Annotated in this window: 24 protein-coding genes; 11 read left to right on the top strand and 13 right to left on the bottom strand. The window is 65.8% G+C overall.

Annotated elements, in window-relative coordinates:
* Positions 1 to 99: 99 nt before the first annotated feature.
* Entirely contained in the window at positions 100 to 5901 is a 5802-nt protein-coding gene (gene mobF / locus CH274_RS17820; RefSeq protein WP_179275796.1) for a MobF family relaxase, read from the bottom strand.
* Positions 5902 to 6076: 175 nt separating this feature from the next.
* On the opposite strand from mobF, the gene CH274_RS17815 reads away from it, so the two are divergent.
* Positions 6077 to 6364, top strand: a complete 288-nt coding sequence (locus tag CH274_RS17815) for a hypothetical protein (protein WP_143546444.1) — start codon at positions 6077 to 6079, stop codon at positions 6362 to 6364.
* On the top strand, positions 6364 to 7014 hold the full coding sequence (locus CH274_RS17810) for a M48 family metalloprotease (protein ID WP_143546602.1): 651 nt from the start codon (positions 6364 to 6366) through the stop codon (positions 7012 to 7014). Before CH274_RS17815 ends, CH274_RS17810 begins: the two co-directional genes overlap by 1 nt.
* Before the next feature lie 73 nt (positions 7015 to 7087).
* Here the strand turns inward: CH274_RS17810 and CH274_RS17805 are convergent, their stop codons facing one another.
* Entirely contained in the window at positions 7088 to 8362 is a 1275-nt protein-coding gene (locus CH274_RS17805) for a hypothetical protein (protein WP_094658360.1), read from the bottom strand.
* 272 nt (positions 8363 to 8634) lie between these two features.
* Between CH274_RS17805 and CH274_RS17800 the strand changes: the two genes are divergently transcribed.
* Both CH274_RS17800 and CH274_RS17795 read left to right on the top strand, forming a co-directional pair.
* Positions 8635 to 9171, top strand: a complete 537-nt coding sequence (locus CH274_RS17800; protein WP_094658359.1) for a hypothetical protein — start codon at positions 8635 to 8637, stop codon at positions 9169 to 9171.
* A 128-nt stretch (positions 9172 to 9299) separates the two neighbouring features.
* Entirely contained in the window at positions 9300 to 9806 is a 507-nt protein-coding gene (locus CH274_RS17795; RefSeq protein WP_256993627.1) for a hypothetical protein, read from the top strand.
* A gap of 20 nt (positions 9807 to 9826) precedes the next feature.
* On the opposite strand, the gene CH274_RS28910 is transcribed toward CH274_RS17795, so the two are convergent.
* Positions 9827 to 10204 carry a hypothetical protein gene (locus tag CH274_RS28910; protein WP_143546601.1) on the bottom strand — a complete coding sequence of 126 codons (378 nt, stop codon included), beginning with the start codon at positions 10202 to 10204 and terminating at the stop codon, positions 9827 to 9829.
* Positions 10205 to 10231: 27 nt separating this feature from the next.
* Here CH274_RS28910 and CH274_RS17785 point away from each other — a divergent pair, with 27 nt between their 5' ends.
* From CH274_RS17785 to CH274_RS17775, 3 genes are all read left to right on the top strand, one after another.
* Positions 10232 to 11170 carry a hypothetical protein gene (locus tag CH274_RS17785; RefSeq protein WP_094658356.1) on the top strand — a complete coding sequence of 313 codons (939 nt, stop codon included), beginning with the start codon at positions 10232 to 10234 and terminating at the stop codon, positions 11168 to 11170.
* Positions 11171 to 11254: 84 nt separating this feature from the next.
* Entirely contained in the window at positions 11255 to 11680 is a 426-nt protein-coding gene (locus tag CH274_RS17780; protein WP_256993626.1) for a hypothetical protein, read from the top strand.
* Between the two features lie 48 nt (positions 11681 to 11728).
* Positions 11729 to 12064, top strand: coding sequence for a hypothetical protein (locus CH274_RS17775; protein WP_094658355.1), 336 nt, complete (start codon positions 11729 to 11731; stop codon positions 12062 to 12064).
* 105 nt (positions 12065 to 12169) lie between these two features.
* Here CH274_RS17775 and CH274_RS17770 read toward each other — a convergent pair whose 3' ends face one another.
* Positions 12170 to 12508, bottom strand: a complete 339-nt coding sequence (locus CH274_RS17770; RefSeq protein WP_094658354.1) for a hypothetical protein — start codon at positions 12506 to 12508, stop codon at positions 12170 to 12172.
* Positions 12509 to 12816: 308 nt separating this feature from the next.
* Here CH274_RS17770 and CH274_RS17765 point away from each other — a divergent pair, with 308 nt between their 5' ends.
* Positions 12817 to 13992, top strand: coding sequence for a DUF7373 family lipoprotein (locus CH274_RS17765; protein ID WP_256993625.1), 1176 nt, complete (start codon positions 12817 to 12819; stop codon positions 13990 to 13992).
* 150 nt (positions 13993 to 14142) lie between these two features.
* On the opposite strand, the gene CH274_RS17760 is transcribed toward CH274_RS17765, so the two are convergent.
* Together CH274_RS17760 and CH274_RS17755 are read right to left on the bottom strand one after the other, a co-directional pair.
* Entirely contained in the window at positions 14143 to 14730 is a 588-nt protein-coding gene (locus CH274_RS17760; RefSeq protein WP_094658353.1) for a DnaB-like helicase N-terminal domain-containing protein, read from the bottom strand.
* A 33-nt stretch (positions 14731 to 14763) separates the two neighbouring features.
* Positions 14764 to 14997 carry a glutaredoxin family protein gene (locus CH274_RS17755; RefSeq protein ID WP_094658352.1) on the bottom strand — a complete coding sequence of 78 codons (234 nt, stop codon included), beginning with the start codon at positions 14995 to 14997 and terminating at the stop codon, positions 14764 to 14766.
* Between the two features lie 492 nt (positions 14998 to 15489).
* Here CH274_RS17755 and CH274_RS29305 point away from each other — a divergent pair, with 492 nt between their 5' ends.
* Positions 15490 to 15660, top strand: a complete 171-nt coding sequence (locus CH274_RS29305) for a hypothetical protein (RefSeq protein WP_179275795.1) — start codon at positions 15490 to 15492, stop codon at positions 15658 to 15660.
* A 189-nt stretch (positions 15661 to 15849) separates the two neighbouring features.
* Here the strand turns inward: CH274_RS29305 and CH274_RS17750 are convergent, their stop codons facing one another.
* The 6 genes from CH274_RS17750 to CH274_RS17735 all read right to left on the bottom strand — a co-directional run bounded on the left by CH274_RS17750 (position 15850) and on the right by CH274_RS17735 (position 19890).
* Positions 15850 to 16860 (bottom strand): DUF4192 domain-containing protein, encoded by a 1011-nt coding sequence (locus tag CH274_RS17750; RefSeq protein WP_094658351.1) that lies wholly within the window; start codon positions 16858 to 16860, stop codon positions 15850 to 15852.
* A 50-nt stretch (positions 16861 to 16910) separates the two neighbouring features.
* Positions 16911 to 17051 (bottom strand): hypothetical protein, encoded by a 141-nt coding sequence (locus CH274_RS29300; RefSeq protein WP_155289314.1) that lies wholly within the window; start codon positions 17049 to 17051, stop codon positions 16911 to 16913.
* Positions 17052 to 17619: 568 nt separating this feature from the next.
* Positions 17620 to 18111: a hypothetical protein gene (locus tag CH274_RS17745; RefSeq protein WP_094658350.1), complete on the bottom strand. Its 492-nt coding sequence runs from the start codon at positions 18109 to 18111 to the stop codon at positions 17620 to 17622.
* A gap of 336 nt (positions 18112 to 18447) precedes the next feature.
* Positions 18448 to 18612, bottom strand: a complete 165-nt coding sequence (locus CH274_RS29295) for a hypothetical protein (protein ID WP_179275794.1) — start codon at positions 18610 to 18612, stop codon at positions 18448 to 18450.
* Between the two features lie 85 nt (positions 18613 to 18697).
* Positions 18698 to 19042: a hypothetical protein gene (locus tag CH274_RS17740; protein WP_094658349.1), complete on the bottom strand. Its 345-nt coding sequence runs from the start codon at positions 19040 to 19042 to the stop codon at positions 18698 to 18700.
* Positions 19039 to 19890 carry a hypothetical protein gene (locus CH274_RS17735; protein WP_094658348.1) on the bottom strand — a complete coding sequence of 284 codons (852 nt, stop codon included), beginning with the start codon at positions 19888 to 19890 and terminating at the stop codon, positions 19039 to 19041. Before CH274_RS17735 ends, CH274_RS17740 begins: the two co-directional genes overlap by 4 nt.
* Before the next feature lie 139 nt (positions 19891 to 20029).
* On the opposite strand from CH274_RS17735, the gene CH274_RS29290 reads away from it, so the two are divergent.
* Together CH274_RS29290 and CH274_RS29750 are read left to right on the top strand one after the other, a co-directional pair.
* Entirely contained in the window at positions 20030 to 20275 is a 246-nt protein-coding gene (locus tag CH274_RS29290; RefSeq protein ID WP_179275793.1) for a hypothetical protein, read from the top strand.
* A 23-nt stretch (positions 20276 to 20298) separates the two neighbouring features.
* The gene (locus CH274_RS29750) at positions 20299 to 21063 is read left to right on the top strand and encodes a DUF4190 domain-containing protein (protein WP_256993624.1); all 765 of its coding nucleotides are present in this window, start codon (positions 20299 to 20301) and stop codon (positions 21061 to 21063) included.
* A gap of 62 nt (positions 21064 to 21125) precedes the next feature.
* Here the strand turns inward: CH274_RS29750 and CH274_RS17725 are convergent, their stop codons facing one another.
* On the bottom strand, positions 21126 to 22055 hold the full coding sequence (locus tag CH274_RS17725; RefSeq protein ID WP_094658347.1) for a hypothetical protein: 930 nt from the start codon (positions 22053 to 22055) through the stop codon (positions 21126 to 21128).
* Positions 22056 to 22249: the final 194 nt, after the last annotated feature.

Here is a 22249-nt window from a genome sequence, read left to right as displayed (position 1 = left end):
TGTGGTGAAAGCGAAAAATCTACCCATGCGGCACACCGGATCGGTGCGGCCGTTCGACTGGTCGGGCTCGTCCATCGTCGTCCGTCCTTCATTCGGTGCTCACAGTTCATGGCCACGGTCCTTTCGTGGGCCGCTCTCGGGCTCTCGGTGCGGTCCCTTGCTTCCCTTTGCCTGCTGTTTGCGTAGTCGTTCGCGTACCGCGTCTTCGGCGGCGCGTTCGCCCTGCGTGAGGGCGGCGCGGCGTTCGAGTTCTGCGCGGTAGCGAGCCAACGTCGCGGCCCCGCTCTCGCTGGGATTGAGCCGTTGACTGAGCGTGGTCTGTTTGATCTTGGCTTTGAGCTCGGGTGTTGCGGTCTTCATGGCCTTGGTTCCTTCGGCGATGCGTTCCTCGATCAGGTCCGGATCGACTGTGGTCTCTGTCGGTTCGGCAGTAGCAGTTGCCTCAGTGCTGACACTGCTCGGCACCGGTGGGGCGCTCTCGTCGGGAAGCGATGTCCCGTGCAGGTCCGGCTCGGAGTCGGGCATCGCCGACGCTTCGGATGCCGGGAGTTCCGAATCGACGGACTCGGTGGTGAGTGCACGGGGATCTCGGGAGGGCTCGACCGCCGCGAACGCTGGATCCGACAGAGCAAGGCGCGCTGTGGTGCGGCCGGATCGAGCCGGTGTACTGCGATTCTGCGCAGGCTTTTTCGGTGCGACGGTGGGGCTTGCACGGTCGACGTCGGGCTTGGTGAGGACGGCGACCTGGCCGCGACTGTCCGGCTCGGGCGAGCGTGCCGGCGGCAGGGGGGTGTGTTCGGCGACGGCGGGGGCATCGTGGTGGGCCTCGTGCATTTCCGCGCGCATGATCTCGCCTTCGAGTGCGCGAACGGTGGCGCGGGCGTCGTCGACCGACATCTGGTCGATGCTGGCTGCCGTGTCGCGGATGACGTCGGCATCGGCGGTGGTCACGATGTTGCCGGGTCCCCCGGCTGCGGTCTCGAGGTCGGCCTGTGCCCGCTGCCAGAGCTGGTGGGCATCGCGTTCGGTGGCGTGCGCGTGCTCGCGCAGTATCTCGACCAGGGCGAGGTCGGCCTGGGCGTGGAGTGCGTCGTCGTCGCGGCCGTCCTTGGTCGCGGCTGCTGCAGCTCGCGCCAGGTCTCGGCATCGAGCGTCGGTGGTTTCGAGTTCGCGGGTCGTCTCCAGCCACCGGGCGTGCGCGTCCTGTGCGGCGAAGTACAGCGGGCGCAGGGCGTCGGCGCGGCTGCGGACATCGACGATCATGGGGATCGCAGCGGTCATCGCGGGGCCTCGTTCGTCGAGGTACGCGCGCCACAGATCGTTGCTGCGGGTGCGTGCGTCCGCGAGCTCGGCGTGCAGCGCGGCCACCCGGGCAGCGGGTGCGATGTCTTCGTGTTCGGGGCGGACCATGCGCAGGGAGTCCATCGACTCCGCGAGCATGTCCCAGTCGGCCCCGGTGTCGTACTCGAAGTCCGGTGGCGGCAGGTCGGACTCCGGGTCGGGAGGCAGGTCCGCGTCGCTCAGCTCGGGGTAGTAGTCGTCGAAGCCGGCCTCGAACACCGGGCCGGTCCCGGTGACGGTTGCGGTGGTGGTCTCGGGGGCGTGGCTCTGCGTGGTGGCGGGGGTCGACTCGTACGGGTCGATTTTTCCGGCGACGGTTGCTGCTGCCTCGTCCTCAGCAGGGTCGACCAGTGCGTGTTCGACGGCTGGGAAGTCGTGGTGGGTGAACTCGTGATGGCTCAGGGCGGTGATCCGCCACGCCAACGCTTGGGTGAGCTCGTCGGGGCGTAGTTCGTCGTCGACGTCGCGGGCCTGGGTGAGCAGCTCGTCGGTGAAGGCCAGGATCTGCTGCGGCTCCCAGTCGATGGGCGCGTTGTCGACCGCGGCGACGAGGGAGGGCCATGCGTGATCGCTGCGGATCGTGCGCGCGGTCTCCTCGCCGAACACGACGTCGAGGGCCGGCGTCCAGTGCGGTGCGAGGTGCTTGGACAGTGTCGTGGAGTCCAGAGCTGCCGGGCTCAGGGTGCGCGAGAGCCGCCACCACAGGGCTGCGGCGGGCATCTCGTCGGGTAGTGGGCGGTCCCCGGTGACCGAACGCAGCAGAGCGGGGACGTCGAGACCGGCGCGGCGGGCGGTGGTCAGCCGGAGTGCGAGCACCGGCCAGAACGGATCGGTGAGGATCCGCGGCTCGATCTTCTGGGCGAGCGCTCTCCAGGCGTTGGTGGCGGCATCGGGCGAGCCGATGACCGCTGCTGCCCTCTTGTCGAGCCGGTTCTGCTGCCGTTTGTGTGCGGCCGCGAACTGCGCGGGACCGGTGGGCCGGAGGTCGATGTCGTCGACTGTGCGCGCAGCGCGCCACACGGCGAGGTCCGCGAGCAGGTCCGGGTGTTCGAGGAAGGGCCGGGCCCAGACCGGCGCGGTCTCGCTGGTCCAGCCGCGGGCTCGTTCGTCGACCGCCGTCGAGAGGGTGTCGACCAGTTCTGCGCGGGCGGTGAGGTAGTTGCTCCACGTCGGGTCTGCACGAAGGGCTGGAGGGATGGCGGGCAGCCACGGCAGGGGGCCGCTGCCGGCGGAATGCTCTCCGCTCGGGTCGAGCCTCCAGTCCAGGACGGCGGCGACGTCGACGGCGGTGTCGAGTTCGCGGTGGCTGGCGGCGCGGGCGAGTGCGGCGATTGGGTCGGTTCCCCCGACTGCGCGGATGGCCAGGTGCTTGCGCAGCACGGGCCATGCTGCAGCGTCGGTGACGCCGGGGACGACCTTGTCCGCTTCGGCATCGATGCGCTCCATCTCGTCGTCGCCGAGGACCTGTTCTGCGGCGGTGCCGACGGCATCGTCGTAGGCCGCTGCGGCGATCGGGAGTCGCTCGGCGGGGTCTGCGAGTCGGCGGGCGGCGGTGGTGGCCGATTCCTGCGCGCCGTCTCGGCCGAGGATGCGGGTGAACAGGTCCACAGCCGTTTGCGGTGTGACGGCTTCAGGGGTGATGATTGAGTGTTCGTCGCCGTCGAGGGCGGACCCGAAGTACAGGTGGTTCTCGCTGCGGCCACGGGTAGCGGCGACGTAGGCGAGCTGCCGGGTCTCGCGTCCGCTCAGGACGGTGTGGCAGGTGTCGGCCGTGATGCCCTGCGCGCCGTGAATGGTGCGGGCGTATCCGAGGGTGACCTTCTCGCTGACGTAGTCGGCGGGCAGGGTCACCACACGACCGTCTCCGATGCGGCGGACTTTCAGGCTGCCGTCGGCGTTCGTCTCCTCGACGGTCCACCGGTTGCCGTTGCGGACGAAGTCGGTGGCACCGATGACGAGTCGTCGATCGTTGCGGCGGGTGGTGATGACGTCACCGACCGAGGCGTGCAGTCCGTCGGCCAAGGTGACCTCGCGGCCGATGATGGTCTTGCCCGTCGCAGCGAGGCGATCGATACGGGCGCGTTCGTTGAGGGTGCGGACCGTGTCCCGGGTGGGGGCGAGCATGACCGCGTCGAGGCCGTTTTCGATGTCGCGTTGCCATGCCGAGTAGGCCTGGTCTTCGGCGGCGACGAGATCTCCGACGTGGACTCGGTTGTTGTCGATGTAGAAGCCGATGGCTTCGGCGTTTCCGGCCCGCAGGTCCAGGGAGGCGAGGCCTTCGGCGTTGTCCTTGAATCGGACGACGTCGGTGAGGGTGATCGCCCCGGTGGTGGTGGCGATGTCGCGGAGCACTCCGCCGGCGGCGACGGAGGCGAGCTGTTGATCGTCTCCGACCAGACGGACGCTGCCACCGCGGTCGAGGACGAACTGCACGGCCAGGTCGAGGTCGGCGGTCGAGGCCATGCCGGCTTCGTCGATGACGACGAGGGAACGGTGGTCGATGCTGTCGAACCAGTCCGGGACTGTCACGACCTCGCCGGGTGCGGCGTCGTCGAGCTCGCAGAGTGTATCGACGAGTTTGCCGAGGGTGTCGGTGGTTGCGTCGAGGTCTTGTTCGAGGGCGGAGGCTGCGGCGGCGGTCGGTGCCAGACCGAGGACGTGGCCCCCTTCTGCTTCCCAGCTGCTCCGCAGTACGGCCATGGCGGTGGTCTTGCCGGTGCCGGCGGGTGCGAGGGCGAGCTGGAGGCGTTGCCCGGAGGTGGCGAGCTCCCGGACCATCTGTGCTTGGGAGGTGTTGAGATCGAATTTGTTGGCGGCGTGTTCGAGCAACGCGAGGTCGACGGTGAGCGGGTCGACGCTGCGTCCTCCGCCCAGTTGCGCGGCTTGCACGAGGCGGTCTTCGGCGGCGAGGATGGACTCGCAGGTGTAGAGGCGCGTGCCTTCGGTGGTGTAGACGCTGGCCCCGTTGCTGCGGCGCAATACCCCCGGCTCGTCCAGGTCGTCGTCCGGTCCCAACGCGACCGATCGCTGCGGGTCCAGAGCAGCATCGGTGATGGCGGTGATGGCGTATTCCATCTGCTCGCTCGGGACCGAGTGCGCGCGCACGATGCGGGCCGCTTCGGCGCGCACATGCCACTCCTGCCAGCGGGCGCGGCTCTGCCCGACCACCGACAGGGCGTGGTCGGCGCTTTCGGCGATCCACTGTGCGTCCACGGTGACGGGTTCACGTACGGGCCCGTGGTCGTGGGTGGTGCGTCGGATCATTTCCGAGAGAGCGCGTTCGTTTCCGAGGACTTCGATCGCTTCGGCGCGCCAGGCAGTGCGTTGTTCTGCCAGCGAGCGTGGTTCGTGTTTGGCTTCGCGGGTTTCGAGGTTGGCGCGTTGGTTGAGTTTGCGGGCTTCGGTGGGTGTGGGTTCGCGGCCGAGTTCGCGTTGGAACTCGGCGGCGAGCTCTCCGCGGCGCAGGTCGATCATCCCGGCGCGGGAGGACCAGCGGGCTGCCAGATCGGCGTCGACGCCTACGATTTCGCGGATCGGGCGTTTGCCGGGGTCGGTGCCGGCGCGTTCGGCGAAGTCGACGCCGAGACGGTCTCGGAGGTATCCCTCGAGGCGGGTGTTGTAGGTCTCGGAGATCGCGACCATCGCTTTGTGCAGTGGCCGGCCGTCGATGGCGAGCCACTTGTTCTGCCCTTTGACTTTCACCTTGTTCGAGATCGCGACGTGGGTGTGCAGGTCGGGCTCGCCCGCGCGGGAGTCGCGGTGGGTGAAGGCGGCGGCGAGCATTCCTTCGGTGTCGACCTGCTGCACACCATCGGTGCCGAGCCGAGTGAGTAGGGCGTTGTTCTCGAACCAGTCGAGCGCGTCTTTGACCGCGTCATGGTGGGCGGCTTCGATCGCCTCGGACATCTCTCGCGGGGCCAGCGCCCACAGGGCACTGACCGACTTCACCGGGCTGAAGGTGACGTCGTATCCGGCGACGGCGGTGGTCTTGGCACGAGAGTTCTTGGCCACCCAGCCGCTGAGTTCGCGGTCGTCGAGCGGTGCGCGGCCGAGTTCGGTCTCGAACATCTCGCGGGCGATTCGGGTGCGGATCTGCGCGCGGACGTCGTCGTCGACCGGCGCGTGGGAGGGCAGACCGAGGGCGGCGTTGTGTTCGGTGAACGCTTCGCCGACCACCTTGCGGAACTCGGTGACGCCGGAGTGAATCCGAAAGGGGTTGCCCAGCTTGCTCTCTCGCAGTGCGAGCGCGGCGGCGTCTTTCTTGCTGGCACCGTCGGCGACGAGGGCGGTGGCGTGCCTGCCTTCGATGGCGGTGGCGTCGGGGTGTTTGCCTTCGCCGAACAGCGCGAGCATGTGCGCTTCGGTGACCTCGTCGCCTGCGCCGATGGTGCGCAGCGTGGGTAGCCCCGATCCCATCCAGAGGCCGGGCGACTCGCCTTTCGAGGAGTAGTAGTCCGCGAGAGTGTCGCGTCCACGTGCGGTGGCGTCGTGCGCAGCGACCTGCCGGATCAGGTACATGTACCCGTCCCCGGCCGTCAGCTTGTGCATCGTCGCGGTCACGCAACAGATCATAGCTGCTGTTATCTTTTCGTTATCCTTAATGCAAGAGGTCTGTAGGGCTTGATCTTGGGTTCGTGAGGTGGAATGGTGTGGCGACGAGGACGGAGCTGCAGGCGAGGGCCTGTGGGGCCGTGACGAGGTCTGACTGGCGTCTGGGTTGGAGGTGGGTGTTGCGATGAGTAGGTCGGGTGATCGGATCTCCACACGGACTCAGCTCCGCGCGGCAGCGGCAGCGAAGGTGGCCGATGCGGCGAGCTCGGCTCGCCCGGCGGTGGCATCGTTTCTGGCTGCGCAAGCTCAAGTCGTCGCAGCGGAGCAAGCGATGGTGGCGGCGTTGATCGAGTTGCAGTCGTATGTCGGCGGTCTCGACGTGGCAGCGGAGATGGTGGGGCTCGATGACGAGTCCGCCCGTGCCTTGGTCTCGCGCGTGGCCGCCAGCGGCGTGGGTAGTGAGGGCGGGTGATGGCCGCGCGTCGACCGGTGCCGCAGTCGACGACGACCGAGGAGCATCGCCGGGCGTGGGTGGCTCGTGTCGGTGAAATCGCCGCGTTGCTCGGGCAGTCCACTCCCCCGTCCGTCGAGTTCCTGCCCGGGCCGTTGGGTATGGGTGCGCGCTATCACCATGGGACCGACGCGTTGGGTGTGACGGACGGGTGGATCAGCGCAGAGCCGGATCCGTGGTCGTTGCCGTCGTCGGCGTTGCTGGCGCACGAACTGGGTCACCGTGAGGAGTTGACCAACATTCGTCGCGCTCGCCGGCTCTACTATCTCGCGTACTTCGCTCTGGTGGCACTTCTGCTCGGTGGTTGCGTCGCCGCGTTCGTGTCGTGGACGCGTGAGTCGGACGGCGGGTTGGATGCGTCGGTATGGTTCCCGCTGTTCGTCTCGGCCGTGGGAGTTGCCGTCGTGGTGTCGATGATGGTGACGAGTTGGCCGCGTGAGTACTACGCCGACGGTGTGGCGGCGCGCCTGTTCGGCAGTAGGGGCGTTGTGGCGTGCTTGGCCGTGTACGCCGCGAACGGTTCCCGTTCGACCGTGTGGCCGTCACACACGCACCCCTCACACCGCATGCGGATCGCACGGCAACGCCGCCTCGAAGCCCAGAGACGTTAGGTGGCCGGCGGACCTGAATTGACCCGTTCCCGCTTCGCTTCCGAGAGCATCCGGTCGGGTGAGTTTGTCTCGGTCAGGTCCGATCGAGTGCAGCTTGAGCCACCGCACGAACGTTATCCCTGACGGACTCCGCCTCGACCGGGATCTGGATGGGCTCTCCGCTGTAGGACTCACCGTAGGTTTGCGCGGTTACGGTCCACTCGGCGGATAAAGAAGACGCGGTGTGGTCGACCGCGCGCAGGATCAGCAGTTCGTCATCGCTGGTCCATGTCTCGTCGGGGCGCAGGTGTTGCAGATCGATTGTGATGACGATCGTCTCGTCGTCGACGTTCTCCCATGCAAGGGGAGCGCCCGCGAATTGCAACCTTGTGCTGTAGTCCATTGCTGGGGGTGGAATGTATGGGTCGAACAGAGGCGTGCTCGGTGGCGTGACGGGGGGAATGAACTCGTCGAAGTCGAAGGCGTCGCGCTCTTCCCAGTCGAGACCTTGCGCACCCTTGATCGTGATCTTGACTTGGACGTCGTTGAGGAAGACGCGTTCGATGTTTCGTAGCCGCAGTCGCGTGCCTGGCCACGCAATGGCTGCCAGGTACTGCTCACTGTCGTCCCAGCCTTCTTGCACGTCCTGCGACCACTCGTCCAGAAGGGTGTCGAGGTCTGTTCTCGTTCGCGGCTGCGGGTCGTACTCGACTCCCAACAAGCTTGAGAGGTTCGGGAGGTTCAAGGGTCGGACACCGAACGGTGATTCCTTTCGTGCCGCCTCGGCTGCCTCGTCGAATTCCCGTCTTTGCTGATCACTGATCGCGGCGATCAACGTAGAGCTCGCAGCGTCACCGTCGGAAAAGTAGCGGGCAGAACCGTCGATGGACAGTGCTACGTCGATGGGAGGTGGGCCGGCTTCGATGTCGAGGTACTGCTTGCGGATCTGCGCCATGTTGGGCCGATCAATGACACCCACGGTTCGCTCGAGATGGTAGATCTCGATCTCGGTTCCGTCTCCCAGATCTTCTAGATCCTTTCGTTCAGCCAACAGTATTTCCTGGTTGGTGACGAAGACGAAGCCATGCGGGGCGTGATTCTTGGCAGCGGCCAAATCGTCGGTGAACTTCTTCTTGATGGTCGCGGCGAACTTCTGCTGACCTCGGGGGAAGTAGACACCCATGATCCAGCTCTTTCCGTCCTTGGTGGCGACGGCGTCTTTGCCGCTGTCCTTGCCGCCGAGCGGGTGTGAGGGGTCGATGTTCTCGTACCCCTCCACGTGGAGGACGTGCGCCGCGAGGCGTTCCGATGGGGTCTGTCCTTGCGTCCACTCTCGGAGGCGAAACCACGTCTCGTCCTTGCGCGTCATCTACGGGGCCTTCCGATCTCGAACAACGGGCCACCCGCGAGCGTAGCTATCTGCCGTCGCGCACCTCGGCATATCGATGCGGCGTTCTGTCGTTCTCGATCGGGGAGGAATGCCTGGCGTTCGACCCGTGTGCGTACGGCAGTGACCGGGTAGGCTCGGCAGCGCTGAGGATGCCGTTGCGGGTCGATCCTTCAAGCGCAGATTCGTGTACCCACCGAACTCGTCGCGTTGTTGGTGCCGGCGGTTCGGGCGACTTGAAAGGCCCGCAACTCATGAGTGTCAACCCAGTCAATACAGAAGCCATCTACGCCGCCGCGGAGGCCGCTGTTCGTGGACGTGTCGCCTTGGCAGAAGCCATCGTGACCGCACAGCAAGCAGTCGGAACTGCCGAGGAGAACGCCGCCAAGCAACGAGCCGAAGCCGACGCCGCGATCAAAGCGGCCGAGGCCACCAAACGCGCAGCAGCGAAATCGGTCGACGCCAGCAAGAAGGCCGTTCACGCCGCGATGCGAGAAGCATTGGTGGGCGGGTGGACTGCAGCTGAACTGCGCGACATCGGGCTCACAGTGCCGACGTCGGTCATCTCCGCCGCTGTCGGTAGTAAGTCGACGGAGTCGCGCAAACGCAGTGCGAGCGCCACACCGAAGCGCCCGCGGATCAGCCTGAACGCGAGCGAGGACGCCGCGTCGAGCAGCGCCGGTGAGCGAAGCTCATCCGAGACGACTGCTCCCTCGGATCATCAGCCGCAGAACGAACACGGGCGCATCGACAACGCTCCCGACGTACAGTCACTGGCGCACACCGGATAGCGCGGGAGACGGGTCGATGAGATCCTCGACAGTGGGCCGTGTTCGCGGCGAGAAGCCGTTGGCGCACAGCGGCCGTCGTGTTCACGACAGGCCGACCGACCGGGAAGCGTTAGGTGGGTGGGGAGTCGGTGCCGAAACCGTTGGTAGTGGGCGACGCCGACGAGCGAGCTCGGTTTCGCAGCTACGTCGTGCACGGGCCGCACCGGTCGTCGTGTGCGATCTGGATCGGGGCCATTGCCGACGACGGGTACGGCAGATTCTGGGTCTCCCGCGGTGGACGACCGCGGGTGGTTCGCCCGCATCGCTACGCGTTGGCGATCGCGCTCGGTGGGTCGATCGACGAGTCGGTGAACGCATTGCACATGTGCGACAACCCGATCTGTGTACGAGTGACGCTGGACGAGGCGCAGCAACAGCCGCTGCACGTGGTCGACGGGAACCAGTCGCAGAATTTGCGCGACATGGCAGCGAAAGGTCGCGGCGGGGGACGTCGCCAACCCGGGCTTTGGTACGGGCCGGATCGGGCCGCACGAGCTGCTCGCTCGCGCCGGTTGCGTGCTGCGGTACGCCATGGTTGGGACGACGCAGCGGTACAGGCAGCCCTATTGGAAAGCGCTACGCCGACCTTGTTCTGAGACCACGGCTGGACGCAAGGTCACAGGGAGCTGCTGAAGGCACTGGCTACGACCGCCACGGCCATCGCGAACAGGACGCCGACCACCACGCTCACGAGCCGGAAGCCCATGCCGAACACCATTCCGGTCGCGCGCATCGGCGCGAATCGCCAGCCGCCGTCGTCGGTGACGCCGGCGCGCAACACCGCAACGACGAAGACGATGCCGACCACTATCGCTATCACCACGATCATCACCTCGCTTCTCGTTCTGGGGGTCGCCCCGTGTGGCGGCCAGTAGACACCACGGCACCGACAGGTTTCGAGGCGCGCGGCTGCGGCCGGCGTGTCGACGCCCTCTGAACCGACGCCCTTTCGCTCTTCCTCAGCGCGTGTCGTCTCTCTCTGGGAGATCCTCACGCACACGACGAAAAAGGATCAACCGTCATGACTTCTGCACGAAATCGTCCCACCCATTCCGAGCGCATCACGGTCGAGGTCGCATCCCTCGATCAGCACAACGATCCGGGGCATGTGTTCGCCCGCGCCGAATTCCTTTCCCGGACAGCGGCTGCGACCTTCACTGTCGGTCAGGCCGCGATGCTGTCCGCCGGCCGGGAGGTCGACCGTATCGCGGCCACCATCAGTGTCCGGGCAGGCGACGGAGCGCACACCGAGCTGCCCTTCATCGGCACGCCCAACGAACTTGCGGTGGTGCTCAGTAGCGAGCCGGGGTACGCATCGGGGGTACGCAGGGCGCAGGTGCCGGCCCCGCCCGCGGTGGCCGAGGTGATCTCTCGATTCGCGGACTCGGCTCCGTCGCGCATCGACGCCGCCCCGACCGAGCCAGACGTGAGTGAGGTGCGGGTTCAATCGACCCGTCCCGAGCCGATTCCCGATTCCCGGACCGTGGTCGGGGTGTACTCGACCGCGGACGCGGCGCGCATTGCCTCCGCGATCGCCGAACGGGTCGGCGGTTCGGTCACTGCGGATCCCGAGAGCCGGAGATTGACCGTCAGCCATGCGGCACCGATCACCGTGCACGAGAGTGAGGCAGTCGAACGACGTCATCGCATTGCATCGCTTCGGGCGAACATCGCAACTCTGGACGCAGTGCGGGACCGCGACCACGTCGCCGCGCTCAATGGTGAATTGGACGATCTGCGGAAGCGCACACAGTCGTTCGAGCCACGTCCGGACGGCGTGCCGATGGACGATCCGGCGACGCACGCTCAGTTACGCGGGCAACTGACCGGTGAGAACGCGGCAACATCAATGCCGCCCTCGTTGCGAACGGTGCTCAACCGACAACCGAATCACCCCCGCGAGGCAACCCCACCGGTGCCATCACCTCAAGCGCGCACCACACAGGATCTCGAACGTTGACCGATCGAAGTCTCGTCCGGGCCAACGTCGTCTCCATCCCCTACGCCAGCTCTGTGACCTGCTTCACCACCGTGAGGACCAATCATGGGCACCGTTGATCCTCGCTCGATCACTCCGCCGGCCGCACACGGCGACGTGATCGAGGCCGGCTGGTCTATCGGACTGGCCGGACACCGCACGGCCGAGGAGATTCCCGAGATTGTCGAGCGGTTTCAGGAGTGCGGTATCACGGCGGAGATTCTCGACGAGGTTCTCACCGATCCGAACCGACTGTTGCTTTCCCCCGACCGCGATGGTGAGCAGTGGGCGCAGCAATACGGCGGACCTGCCGGTGCCGCGCTGCTCGTCTCCGAGCTACTCGCCTACCTCGCGCACCAGCACCGCGTCGCTGCCCGGATCCGCGTGGATCTGGTCACGGGCATGGTGGCCACCGGCTCCGTGTCCACCGTCGCGCACCGTCTCGGAATCCCCGATCACGACGCGACCCGACTAACACCTCGCACACCCTGACATGCAGAACAGTGACACCGACGCGACCTCGACCGAAGGACTCCGACCATGCGCACGCCCGAGTACACCACCGCTGCTCTCACCGATCTCGACACCCTGGAGCTGGCGGTCCTCGCCGAGCTCCGATCGCCGGAAGCGGTGGCCGCGTTCGAGATGCTGCACAGCAGCATTCGGCCCGAGACCGCTGCGCGGTTCGTCGAGCTATTGGCGATCATCAACGAACTTTCCGGCCCGGACTTCGCCGTTGCCGCATCGTTGGATCTGCTCGCGGCGGTCGACGATTCGACCGACCTCGCGTTGGTCGTCGCGGCCGCGCCTACGCTCGACGATCCCATCACCGCGCTCGCTCTCGCGCAGCTTCTGCGGACCATCCACCAGGACTGACATCGGCTCCGCACGACGTAGACGGAGACCCCCAGCCACAGTGTGGTAGGGGGTTTCTGCATCAGGATGCTGTGGGAGCAACGAAACCCGTTGGCGTGGGTGCGGTTACGTCAACGGGTCGCGGCGTGACCGTACGACGGTGGCGTTCCGGCTGTAGCCAGCGGCGGCTGACGCTGCGTGAAGTACCGCGACCTGGTCTGCTGCCCAGTCCTGTGGGTGGGTGAGTACGAGAGCGTCTGGTGCGGTGAGAACACCGCCGCTGCGGGCGCTGGCCGCCACTGCTCGCGTGATCGCGTCATGCACCGTCTCGTCGGCTCGGTCGAGGGCGGTGCCCGCCGGTAGCGGGAGTACCTCGACGCGGCCGCGGTCGTAGTCGGTGACCGTGGCGGCGACGACTGCGGAGTGAGCCCCGAAGTCGATCGTGACCACCAGAGAGTTGCCCATCGGATCCCCTTGCCGTGATGCTGGCCCGTTCACGACTCGGCAGGATGCCCCGCACGAGTACTCACGGGCATTCATAGCACTCCACGGCAGAAACGGCCGTGGGCGATTGCCGATGGAACCGAACGTCGCCGCGGTGCGTCCAACACGACGCGAGAGCCGCATGATCCGCTCGGGCTCACGTGGGGCGGGGGTACGAACGGGAGGAATCTATTTTGCCGACTACATGGACCATGCGTACAGGGGCCGTGCTGTGCGCTGGCATTCTTTTGGCCGGCTGCAGCACCCGCGATAGCACCGATGCCAGCGCAGTGGCCTCATCCGATACCGGCGACCAGAGCACCGCAGCGATCGATCCCTCAGCGCTCGACACCGGCGACTACCCCACCACCCCCGCCGCGCCGTTCGGGCTCGCCACCTTGGACACACTCCTCGACGTCGAGACTCAACGCTTGGCCGAATTCGTCACCGTTCCGTTCGAGGTCGACCCGGAACTGACCGATGTGAAGAATCCGACGATGGTCTTGCGCACTCCATCCAATCTCGCTGCCGTTCTCAACGAGGGTGTCGCCCAGATAGCCAGCGACAACACCATGCTCTACGGCTACGTCACCACTGCCGCCGTCCCGAAACCGTCGCCCAACGACTCCACTCGGAGCCTCGTGAACGCAGTCATCCGCTTCGGCACCACCGAGGCAGCGGCCGCGGCCGCGCGGCAGATGCACGACAACCTCACCACCGTCGACTCCGGCTCCGGCCTCGAGACGCCTGAATCGATCGATGTCCTGCCCGACACCCTGGTCTCGACCCAACGCACCGACCTCAGCGGACCCGAGGTAGCGGTCAACGCCTTCACTGCACACGGAATGTACGTGCTCTACACCTACGCGAAAGCCCCTGAAGCGCAGAAGGACTGGACCGCGACGGCAGTGGCGAAGGCTCTTTCGCTGCAAGCTCCGCTGATCGATCGATTCCCGGGCACCCCCACCCGCGAACAGAACGGCGGAGAGCGTCCGGACTACCCGTTGATGGACCAGGACAAGATCCTGATCTACGCCATACCCGAGGCGGACCCACAAGCCCAGGGCGGCGACGACATGGCCGTCTACGGTCCCCGCGGGATGGCGCACCGATCGTCGAACCCTCCCCTGACGTACAAGGTGCTCACCGAGACCGGATCCGAACACAACGCCTCGTACAAGACCACCGTCTACCGGGCCGCCGACGAGACCGGTGCCCAACGCATCTTGAACGAGTTCGTCGATGACCAACTCTCCAACGGCTTCACCGAAGCACCTGCACCGCAGGGGCTTCCGACGGCCCGCTGCGTCAGCCGCGAAACCTCCCAGGGCCCTCAGGAGCACTGCATGGTCGTCAACGGCAGATACGTCGGTGAAGCGTCCGGCCTCGACAACAAGACCGACGTCGACCAGCGGATCTCCGCGCAATATCTGATCCTGAATTGGGCCGACCAGAACGCGAAATAGACTCCGACCTCGTGACGGAGGGACCGATGCACGGGGTCACTCGGGATCCCCCCCCGTATCTTTAGGGCCTTGTGAGCTGCCGCTGTCCTCGTCTTTCGGTTGTGACTCGAGCAGCACCGTAGCTCCTCGAACCGCCCTCACCGGGGCGGTTCAGGATGTCGGTGGTTGTCGAAAACTGTTGAGTCGGTTGAAGGCTGCGCGCTGCTGGGTTCCGAGTTCGACCATGTAGTCGAACAGGTCGGCTTCGGGTGCTTCTTCGGCGGCCTGGGTCAGTCGCTGGCCGGCGATATGGAAGCTGCGTCGGTAGGACTGGGACAGGACGTTGTCGGCGTAGTGCACGGCCGCGACGGAGTGTGCACCCGCGGTGACGATGCCCATGAGGCGTTTGCGCAGGGGTGCGTCCTTGGCTCCATCTGCTCCGGATCGAATGAGGGCACCGGTGACGGATGCGAAGTCGTGGGGTTGGCCGGCGGTGATGAGGTCGAGAATGTGGCCGTACATGCGTGCGTGTGCGGGATCCTCGAAGTCCGCGGCGGTAAGGGTGTTGGTGATCTGTTTTATGTCGACGCTCTGGTTGCGGACGTCCATGAGCGCGCACAGGAGCATTGCTTCGGGGTCGGTGGCGGGGTCGTAACCGGGCTCGGCCGACGTGTCCAGGTCTTCGACCGGTGCGAGTTCCGCTCGTGCCTGCGCTGCCGGGGCGTCGCCAGTTGTGGGGACTGCGCGTAGTGCGTTCATTGTGCGGGCCTCGTGTCGGTGTCGGTGTCGGTGTCAGGCTGCGGTGAGCTTTTTCAGGGCGTCGATCCGGAACCCGCTCCAGTGGGTGTCCTCGTCGACGTAGACGACGGGGGTCTGTCGGTAACCGAGCTCTTCGGTGATGAAGCGGTAGGCGTCGAGATCTTCGGTGACGTCGACGGTTCGATAGTTCACATTCTTGTTGTCGAGCATTGTTTTGGTTGCGCTACAAGGGTCGCATTCCGGTTTCGTGTAGACGATGATGGACATATCTATCTCCTTGCGAGAATTGTTCTGTTGGCTCTTATTCTACGCCAATGGTTATCTAATTTCCAGACTTATTCTTATTGTGTGTGCCTCCATATACATTGCTGCACTTACTTTTTCGTGTTCTGCGGATTCGCTTCAATGCCATCGAATCGGCTATTCGCATAGTTACGACAGCTTTCATCTTCCCACCTTCCCCTGCGTTCTCTTCGCTTCCGGGTGGCGCAAAAAAGAGACGGCGGCGCACGGCGTCGATGGTCAATGCCTGACCGGTGCGAGTGTTGGCTGGGGAGCGTAGCGACTGCGGGTCGGGCGACAGTCGTGCTGGGCCCTGTGGGCCGAAGCGTGAGCGGAGCCAGGGATTGATCCGGGAGACGACGGGTGAGGCATTCTCGTTGCGCAGCCAGACGGACCGACAAGAACCTCCCCTTCTCGTCGTCGGCGCGAAGCTCGTAGCGGTCGCCGTGTTCGCGCTGGTCGGTAGGGTGCTGGGGTATGGAGCGCTCGCGGATCGAACATGCCTTGTCCAAAGCTGTGGTGAACGCTGAACCGCCTCCGTCGGAGCTGGCGCTCGATGCGATCGTGGCCGGTGTTCGGGTCGAGGACACCCGCCCGCCCGCCGTCGACGTCGATCTGGTGTGGCCGGCCGGGCCGACTTCCCTCTGAGCACTGTTCGGCTCCTTCTAGGTTTCGTCCGATTTTGCTGCCACCCGCCGGCCCCTTCTGTCGTTGCTGCGGGTGGTGCGCGTTTGTCGGTGTGAGGGCTCGATGCCCGATGCGCCGGCCCCGCGACCGCGACCTGCGGTTGCCGGGCGTGGCCACCTCGGACCGGTGGCCACGCTGGGCGGCGAATCGTCAGGTGTAGCTCTGCACTGCGCCGATGTGGGCGGCGACGTAGTCGGGGGTGATGACTCCGCCGATTCCTCTGACCTCTTCCGGCGGCATCCCGGCGTTGAGGACGCGGAGGAGAATCCCTGTGAGGCTCGGCAACGGCACGTTGGATCGTTCGGCGGTGCGCTCGGCGGCCTGCAGTGCGGCGTGAGCTGCTGCGCCGTCGCCGGTGCAGTACAGGAAGTAGGCGGCGATGGTGAGGGCGTTGGCGCGGGCGGTGCCGCATAGCGGGGCGGCAATACGGGTGAATGTGTCTGCTGCGTCGGCGTCCCCGTGAACCGACATGGCCAGGAATGCGTCTCGGACTTCGAGGTGTCCGGTGGCCAGTGCCAGGCCGACGCGGGCGGTGAGGTCGGCGCTGGGGATTTCGCGGGCGTGGATGACGGCTGCGAGCTCGTCGAACGTGATGGGCAAAAAGTCGGTGCCCATCGTGGCGGCGGCGGCGAGTGCGAGAGATTCGGGGATCTCCGTGGTGGGGGCGAATCGGGCCTCGAGGTCGGTGCGTGATGCGGCGATGACGGCACCGTCTGCGGTGCGGGCTGTCGCGAGTTCGGTGGTGGCGGGGTCGGGGATGGTGCCGTCGGTGAAGCGGTCGAGGTCGGTGAAGGTGGTTCCTGCGGTGAGGCTGTAGGTGTGCAGTGCGCGGAGGGTGCGGATTCCGACGGCGGTGAGCGCGTCTCGGATCGCGTCGAGCCCGGTCAGGGCAGCTCCTGCGTGGGTGGTGTCTGCGATGGCGGCGAGGATGACGGCGGTGATGGGGGTGTCTTGGCGGATGAGTGCGTCCGTGATGACGTCTGCGGCGGCTTCGGCCTGGTGGGCGTCGACGCGGGCGGTGGGTGCGACGAGGTGCGAGCCGTTGCCGTCGTCGGTCAGGGCGATGATGACGACGGAGTTGTGGGGGGTGAAGCCGAGCAGGGCGGGGATGGCGGCGAGGGTGTCGGCGGCGGTGGCGAGGGACATGCGGTGTGGGGTCATGGTGATGCCTTTCGGGGGTGTGTTCGGGTTATTTTGGGGTGGAGCGGTTTTCAGTGGCGGAGTTCGCGGCGGGCGGTGCGGCGGTCGCGGCGTGCGCTGGCGCGTTTGACGGTGCGGCGGACTTTGCGGCTGCCGTTGCGGTGGACGATGATGTCGATTTCGTCGGCAGTGGTGGGGTGCTGTGCTCGCATGACGGGCCTGTTCCTCTCGACTGGTGGCCGGACCTGCTGCCCTGCCAATTTCTTTTGCCGTGGTGGCTGGGGAGAGAAACCAGCGCACGGGAACGACGGGGCAACCCTTCGGCCGGGCAGTTTTCGTGGGAGCGCAGCGACTGCTCGACGAAAAGTGTTCGGAGCCTTGGCCGTAGCGCAGCGGAGCGAGGGGTTGAGGCGGCGGGCACGGGTGATGGATGCTCGGAGAAGCCACCTACGTCAAAAGAAATTGATTCTTTTTCGCTCTTTTGAGTGCGGAGCGCAGCGAAGTTCGATTCGGTGCAGCCCGCAGGGGTGCGTGTGGCCCGCTAGGGCCTGCCTGCGACCGCGGCCGGCTTAGTGGTGGGACGCGGAACGCCGCCGGAGCTTGTGCTCTACGGCGGCGCGGTGTGGGGTACGGCTGTGAACGTGATTGTGCGGGAGCGACGGAGCGTGACCGGGCTCGGTGTCGCGGCAGCTTTCGTTGTCTCTCTGTGGTCGTTCCTCTCGTGAGGCATGTGCCGGTGCCCCGCCACCTGATTGCGGCGGGGCACCACGGGTTGGTGGGTTAGAAGCCGAACGATCCTGTGGGGAGGCAGACGGAGCCGGTGCAGCCGGGTTCGGGTTCCTCGGGTACGACTGCGGGGACCACGAGTGTCGACGGTGCGCCGTAACCCTGCTGCTGCGGTAAAGATCCTGTGGTCCCGTCGTAGCCGCCGCTGGCGAGGTAGCAGACCCAGTCGATTGTGTAGGTGCCATCGGGTACGTCGGTATCGGTGAGGGTAATGCTGGGCTTCGGGTCGCCGTATGCGTTGGCGTCAAGTAGGTAATTGCCATTTGCATCGAAGGCATCGGCGTCGTACATAATGCAGTAGTACGGAACGAAGAGGTCTCCGGTGGCGGTGAAGGTGCCGGTGACTGTGTTGCTGCCGCCGGGGTTGGGCGTGGTGGTGAAGACGGCACTGATGTCGCCGGGTGCGGCTGTGGCTGGTGCGGCGGCGAGGAATGCGAGGGGTATTGCCGCTGCTGCGGCGAGTGTTGCGGTCAGGGTTGTGCGCATGCGTTGGGCTGCTTCCGTTTCGTTGGGCTCCCGACCTGGTCCGATGCTGCCATATGCGCTGGTTTCGGGGGTGGTTTTCGTCGCGTATTGCTGCGCGGCCCGGATTGGGTGTCGGTGGCCTCTGCCACGCTCTGTGCCCGTGGATGCAGGGGCGTCGGCCGTGACGAATCGGTCGCATTTCGTTGACTGTCCTCGGTGCAGTAGCCCGATTCCGTTGCCGCTGGACAATTTCTGTTCTCGGTGCAGGTATCCGTTGCGGGTCGATTCGGAGGAGCGGGCGGCACGGCTTCGTGCTGCGAACCTTCGGCGGCTCCGTCGGCGTCGTGGTTAGGGCGGTCAGGTGGTGGCGGGTACGAGGGTGTCGGGTTTGACGAGGTAGGGGTAGACGCCGGGGCCTGGTGTGTCGTTTTCGACGAGGATGAGGCCCTCGGGTTGGATGTCGCGGACGACGACGATGCCGGGTGCTCCGGGTGCGAGGTGGTAGCGGTCGCCGATGTTCACGGTCTCTCCTGTGCTGCTGCGGTGGTGTGTATTGATTGTCGGTGCTCGAGGCCGATCCTGATGGCTTCCGCGGTGGTGGTGTCGGTCATGTGATGGGTGTGATGGCAGCGGCGGGGCACCATTGTCGGTCGAGGTCGAGTCGGCCTTTTTTGTTGCCGGTGGGGATCGAGAACGACACGGCGGCAAGCCAATCGCCGGTTCCGGTGCGTGCCCATGCGAAGAGGGTTCCTTCGACGGTGGTGTCCATGGCGAGACCTTCGGCGCGGACTTTTAGGGGTGTCGTGTCGCGGAATCGTCCGCCTCCGGATCGTCCGATGGCGAGCGCGACATTGACGTTCACCGTCATCGGCGGGTCGACGATGCGTCGGGTGGGTGGTTCGAAGGTGGTGGGCCAGGCATCGAAGATGCCGGCTTCGTTGTGGGTGGTCATTGCGCGACGGCGACGGGTCGGTGGACGGTGAGGTCGGCGGCGGGTTCGGGTGTCCAGCGCAGGCCTGTCTCGCCGAAGGTGGGGGCGGTGAGGGTGTAGCGGCCGGTGCGGTGCGGTGTTCCGCGGCCGTGGACGGTGGTTTCGAGGGTGATGGATTTGATGCGACCGCGGCCCTGTTCGATTCCGCCGTAGCCGCAGACGGTGGAGGCGATCGTGAGATCGATACCAGGCATGTGCCCGTCGGTCAGCAGCAGCACACTCGCGTGCCGCCGATTCCTTGCGAGCAAAGCTCTTGCGCGCGTTGGCGGTACGTCTCGGCCGTGCACGGTGGTGACGATCAGATCCAACCCGTCGAGACAGATCGAGGCGGCGTCGAGCGGGTCGCCTGCCCCGGGATCGACGAGGTGGACTTTCGCGAGATCGCCGCCGTGTTCGTGGACGGCGAGCAGGCTCAGTCGGGGTTGGCCGATGAGGGCGACGTGGTGGCCGGCGGCGGATGCTTCGGCGACGAGGGCGATGAGCATGGACCCGGCACCGGTGACGGTGACGGCGGTTCCTCGGGCCAATGCTTGGCGTGGGAGCAGTGCGGCGAGCGGTGGGGGCACTGGCATGGTGCGAAGGGTCTTGCCGCGTACAGCGGGGTTGAGCGGTTCCGGATCGCCACCCTCCGCGAGGACCGTACTGCTTGCGGTGGGTGCCGCTGGTTCGGGTGCGGCGACGGTGGGCAGCTCGGCGGGTGCGTGGTCGCGGCGACCGCCGGGGACTGTGGCCATCCGACGCCGCAGGACGTCGAGCTGGGTGGCTTTGTCGAGGCCGGTGAGGTCGGGGATCGCGTCGACGGTGGCCATGAGGATCGACCTTTCGCCGTGCCGTTGTGAACTACCGACACTGTATCGAACGCGTGTTCGACTGTCGAATGCTCTGGTGAACGCATCATCGCGGAATTGCGAGGCCATCTAGGTCGGACGCGGTGAAGGTCCAGGAGAGGTGCCGGTGCAAGTGCAGGGCGTGTTTGACCTGGTCGAGGGCATGGGAGACGGCTGGATGGTCGGGGTCGTAGCCGTCTGCTCGGATGGCTGCACGCTCGTCGTCCATATCTGGTTGGACGCAAAGGGCGGCTCGGCGGTTCCGGCAACAGTCAATCGCGTGAACGACTGGACGGCATTCTCGCCTGCCCCACCATCGGTTCATTCAAACAACCGACATATCTACAGCGTCGGTTTTTTGCGGTAAAGACGTGTAGCAGAATGACCAAAATGTCTGAAAGTTTTTACCCGTCTTCCGATGCTCTGCGCTCGACCGATACCGATTCGGAGCGAGGGCATCGAGCGCGTGGTCCACAGCTCGGCTTGACCTGTCTTGCAGTCGGACTGGGTATATTCCTTGCCGTCGTTCTAGCAGCGTTGGTGTTCGTATTTTTCGGGATCAGATCCGCTGCTGGTTGGTCTGCGATCGGTTTCGTTGGGCTGGCAATCGGCGGTGCTTTCGCAGCTGTCGCCGCATCCGCATATCGCCGCGCGACGGCGGTCCGCTGGTGGCAGATCCTGGGCTCGGCCTTCGGCGTGGGTCTACTTCTGAACTCGATCAATCGGGCCGCTCGGGTCGACTTCATTTTCATCATCGTCAACATTGTGAACGTCGCTTCCATAGTCGCCATGATCGTCGGCGGAATCGTCGCGGTAATTCAGGTTTCCGCCAAGCCACCTGCGACACTCCCCCACGACGCGCTGGTGGCTCCGATCGTCGGGTACACAGACGATGGTCGACCGGTATACGGGCGGCCCGTACCTGGTCCCTCCGGGACGCAGTCCACGAACGTGTTCGCAGTGTTGGCGCTGGTGTTCGGCATCATCGGTGGCCTTTTGGGGCTCGTGTTCGGTCATATCGCGCTGAGTCAGATCCGGCGAACGGGCGAAGCTGGTCGCGGCATGGCGATCGCAGGACTAGCGCTGGGCTACATAACCTTGACGTTCATACTGCTGGGCATGATCGGCTACAGCGTCTTCGTCGCCGCGACCTGAAAGACCGTGCCGTCCACGCGCCCTTGCTCGCATCCGATCTCCCCGCTCCTCGGGGCGCTCTCTCAGTTGTGGCGGCGGTCTTCCTCGATGCCGCGGAGTCGATCGAGTTCAGATCGCTGCAACGAGATCTCCTCGCGCAGGTCCGCGGCGATCGACTTCTGTTCGTCGATCCGTTCGGTGTAGTCGCGACGTAGCTCGGCTTCGCGTTTGGTGGCGTCGGTGCGCTGTTGGGCGAGTGTTGCTGCGTTACTGCGGTTGTCGTCGTGGTGTGCGCTGCGTTCGGCGGCGAGATCGGTGCGCAGGGCCTTCGCCTCGGCGCGCAGCTCGGCCAGCTCGGTTTCGAGGCGGCGGCCGTTTTCGTCGTATCGGTCGATTGCTTCGCGGTGGCTGGTGTTGAGCGAGGCCACGATGGAGTCGTGGTTGTCTTGCAGGGCAGTCATTTCGGCTCGTTGGCGTGCGTCGAGCTCGTCGAGGCTCCGCTGGTGCGCTGTTTTCTGTTCCTCGAGCTCTGTGCGAGCCTGCTCGGCAGCGTTTTCCGCTGCTGCGGTTTGCTCCCATGCGTCGGCAGCATCGGAGCGGAGCTCGTCGTTCTCGACGTCGAGTGCGTCGGCGCGGACAGTCGCAGCATGCGCGGCCGCTTCGGCGGCCGCGGCACGCTCTTCAGCGGCGGAGACGGTGCGTGCGGTTTCGGCGCGCATCAGCTCGAGACGCTGGTCGAGGGCTTTGGGGTCCGAGACGGTGCCGATCGCGGATTCGACCCGCTGGACCAGTGCGGTGATCTGTTCGGCCTGCGTGGCCAGGGCCGGCAAGACAGCGGCGAGGGAGGCGACGGCAAGTTCGGGGGTTGCGGTGTCGGCTTCGTCGACACCGGCAACTGCCGCGCCCTTGCCGGCCTTTTCTGCTGCTCTGGCTCGGTGTGCCCGCACCCGGTCGGACGCGCTGGCGTGGATGCGGGGTCGGCCTGGCTTGCGGGGCGGCTCGGCTGCGGTCATGGCCGAACTCTACCATTTCATTTCATATCGTTACGTTTCATTTCATTACGTTGCGATAACGGAATGGGAGCCAAAAAAAGGGGTCCCGGCCCCATTGTCAGTTCCCGCCCTATGTGGCGGATTCTCAGTGAATGTGGCGGCGTGGTGGCGGGGCTGTTGCTGTATCTGGCGGTGATGATGTGTCGGTGCTGAGT

Origin of the sequence: Rhodococcus sp. 06-418-5 (assembly GCF_002258285.1) — a bacterium.
Lineage (GTDB): Bacteria > Actinomycetota > Actinomycetes > Mycobacteriales > Mycobacteriaceae > Rhodococcoides.
Note: the sequence above shows the minus strand (reverse complement) of the source record. Positions and strands in the feature narration are given on the sequence as shown.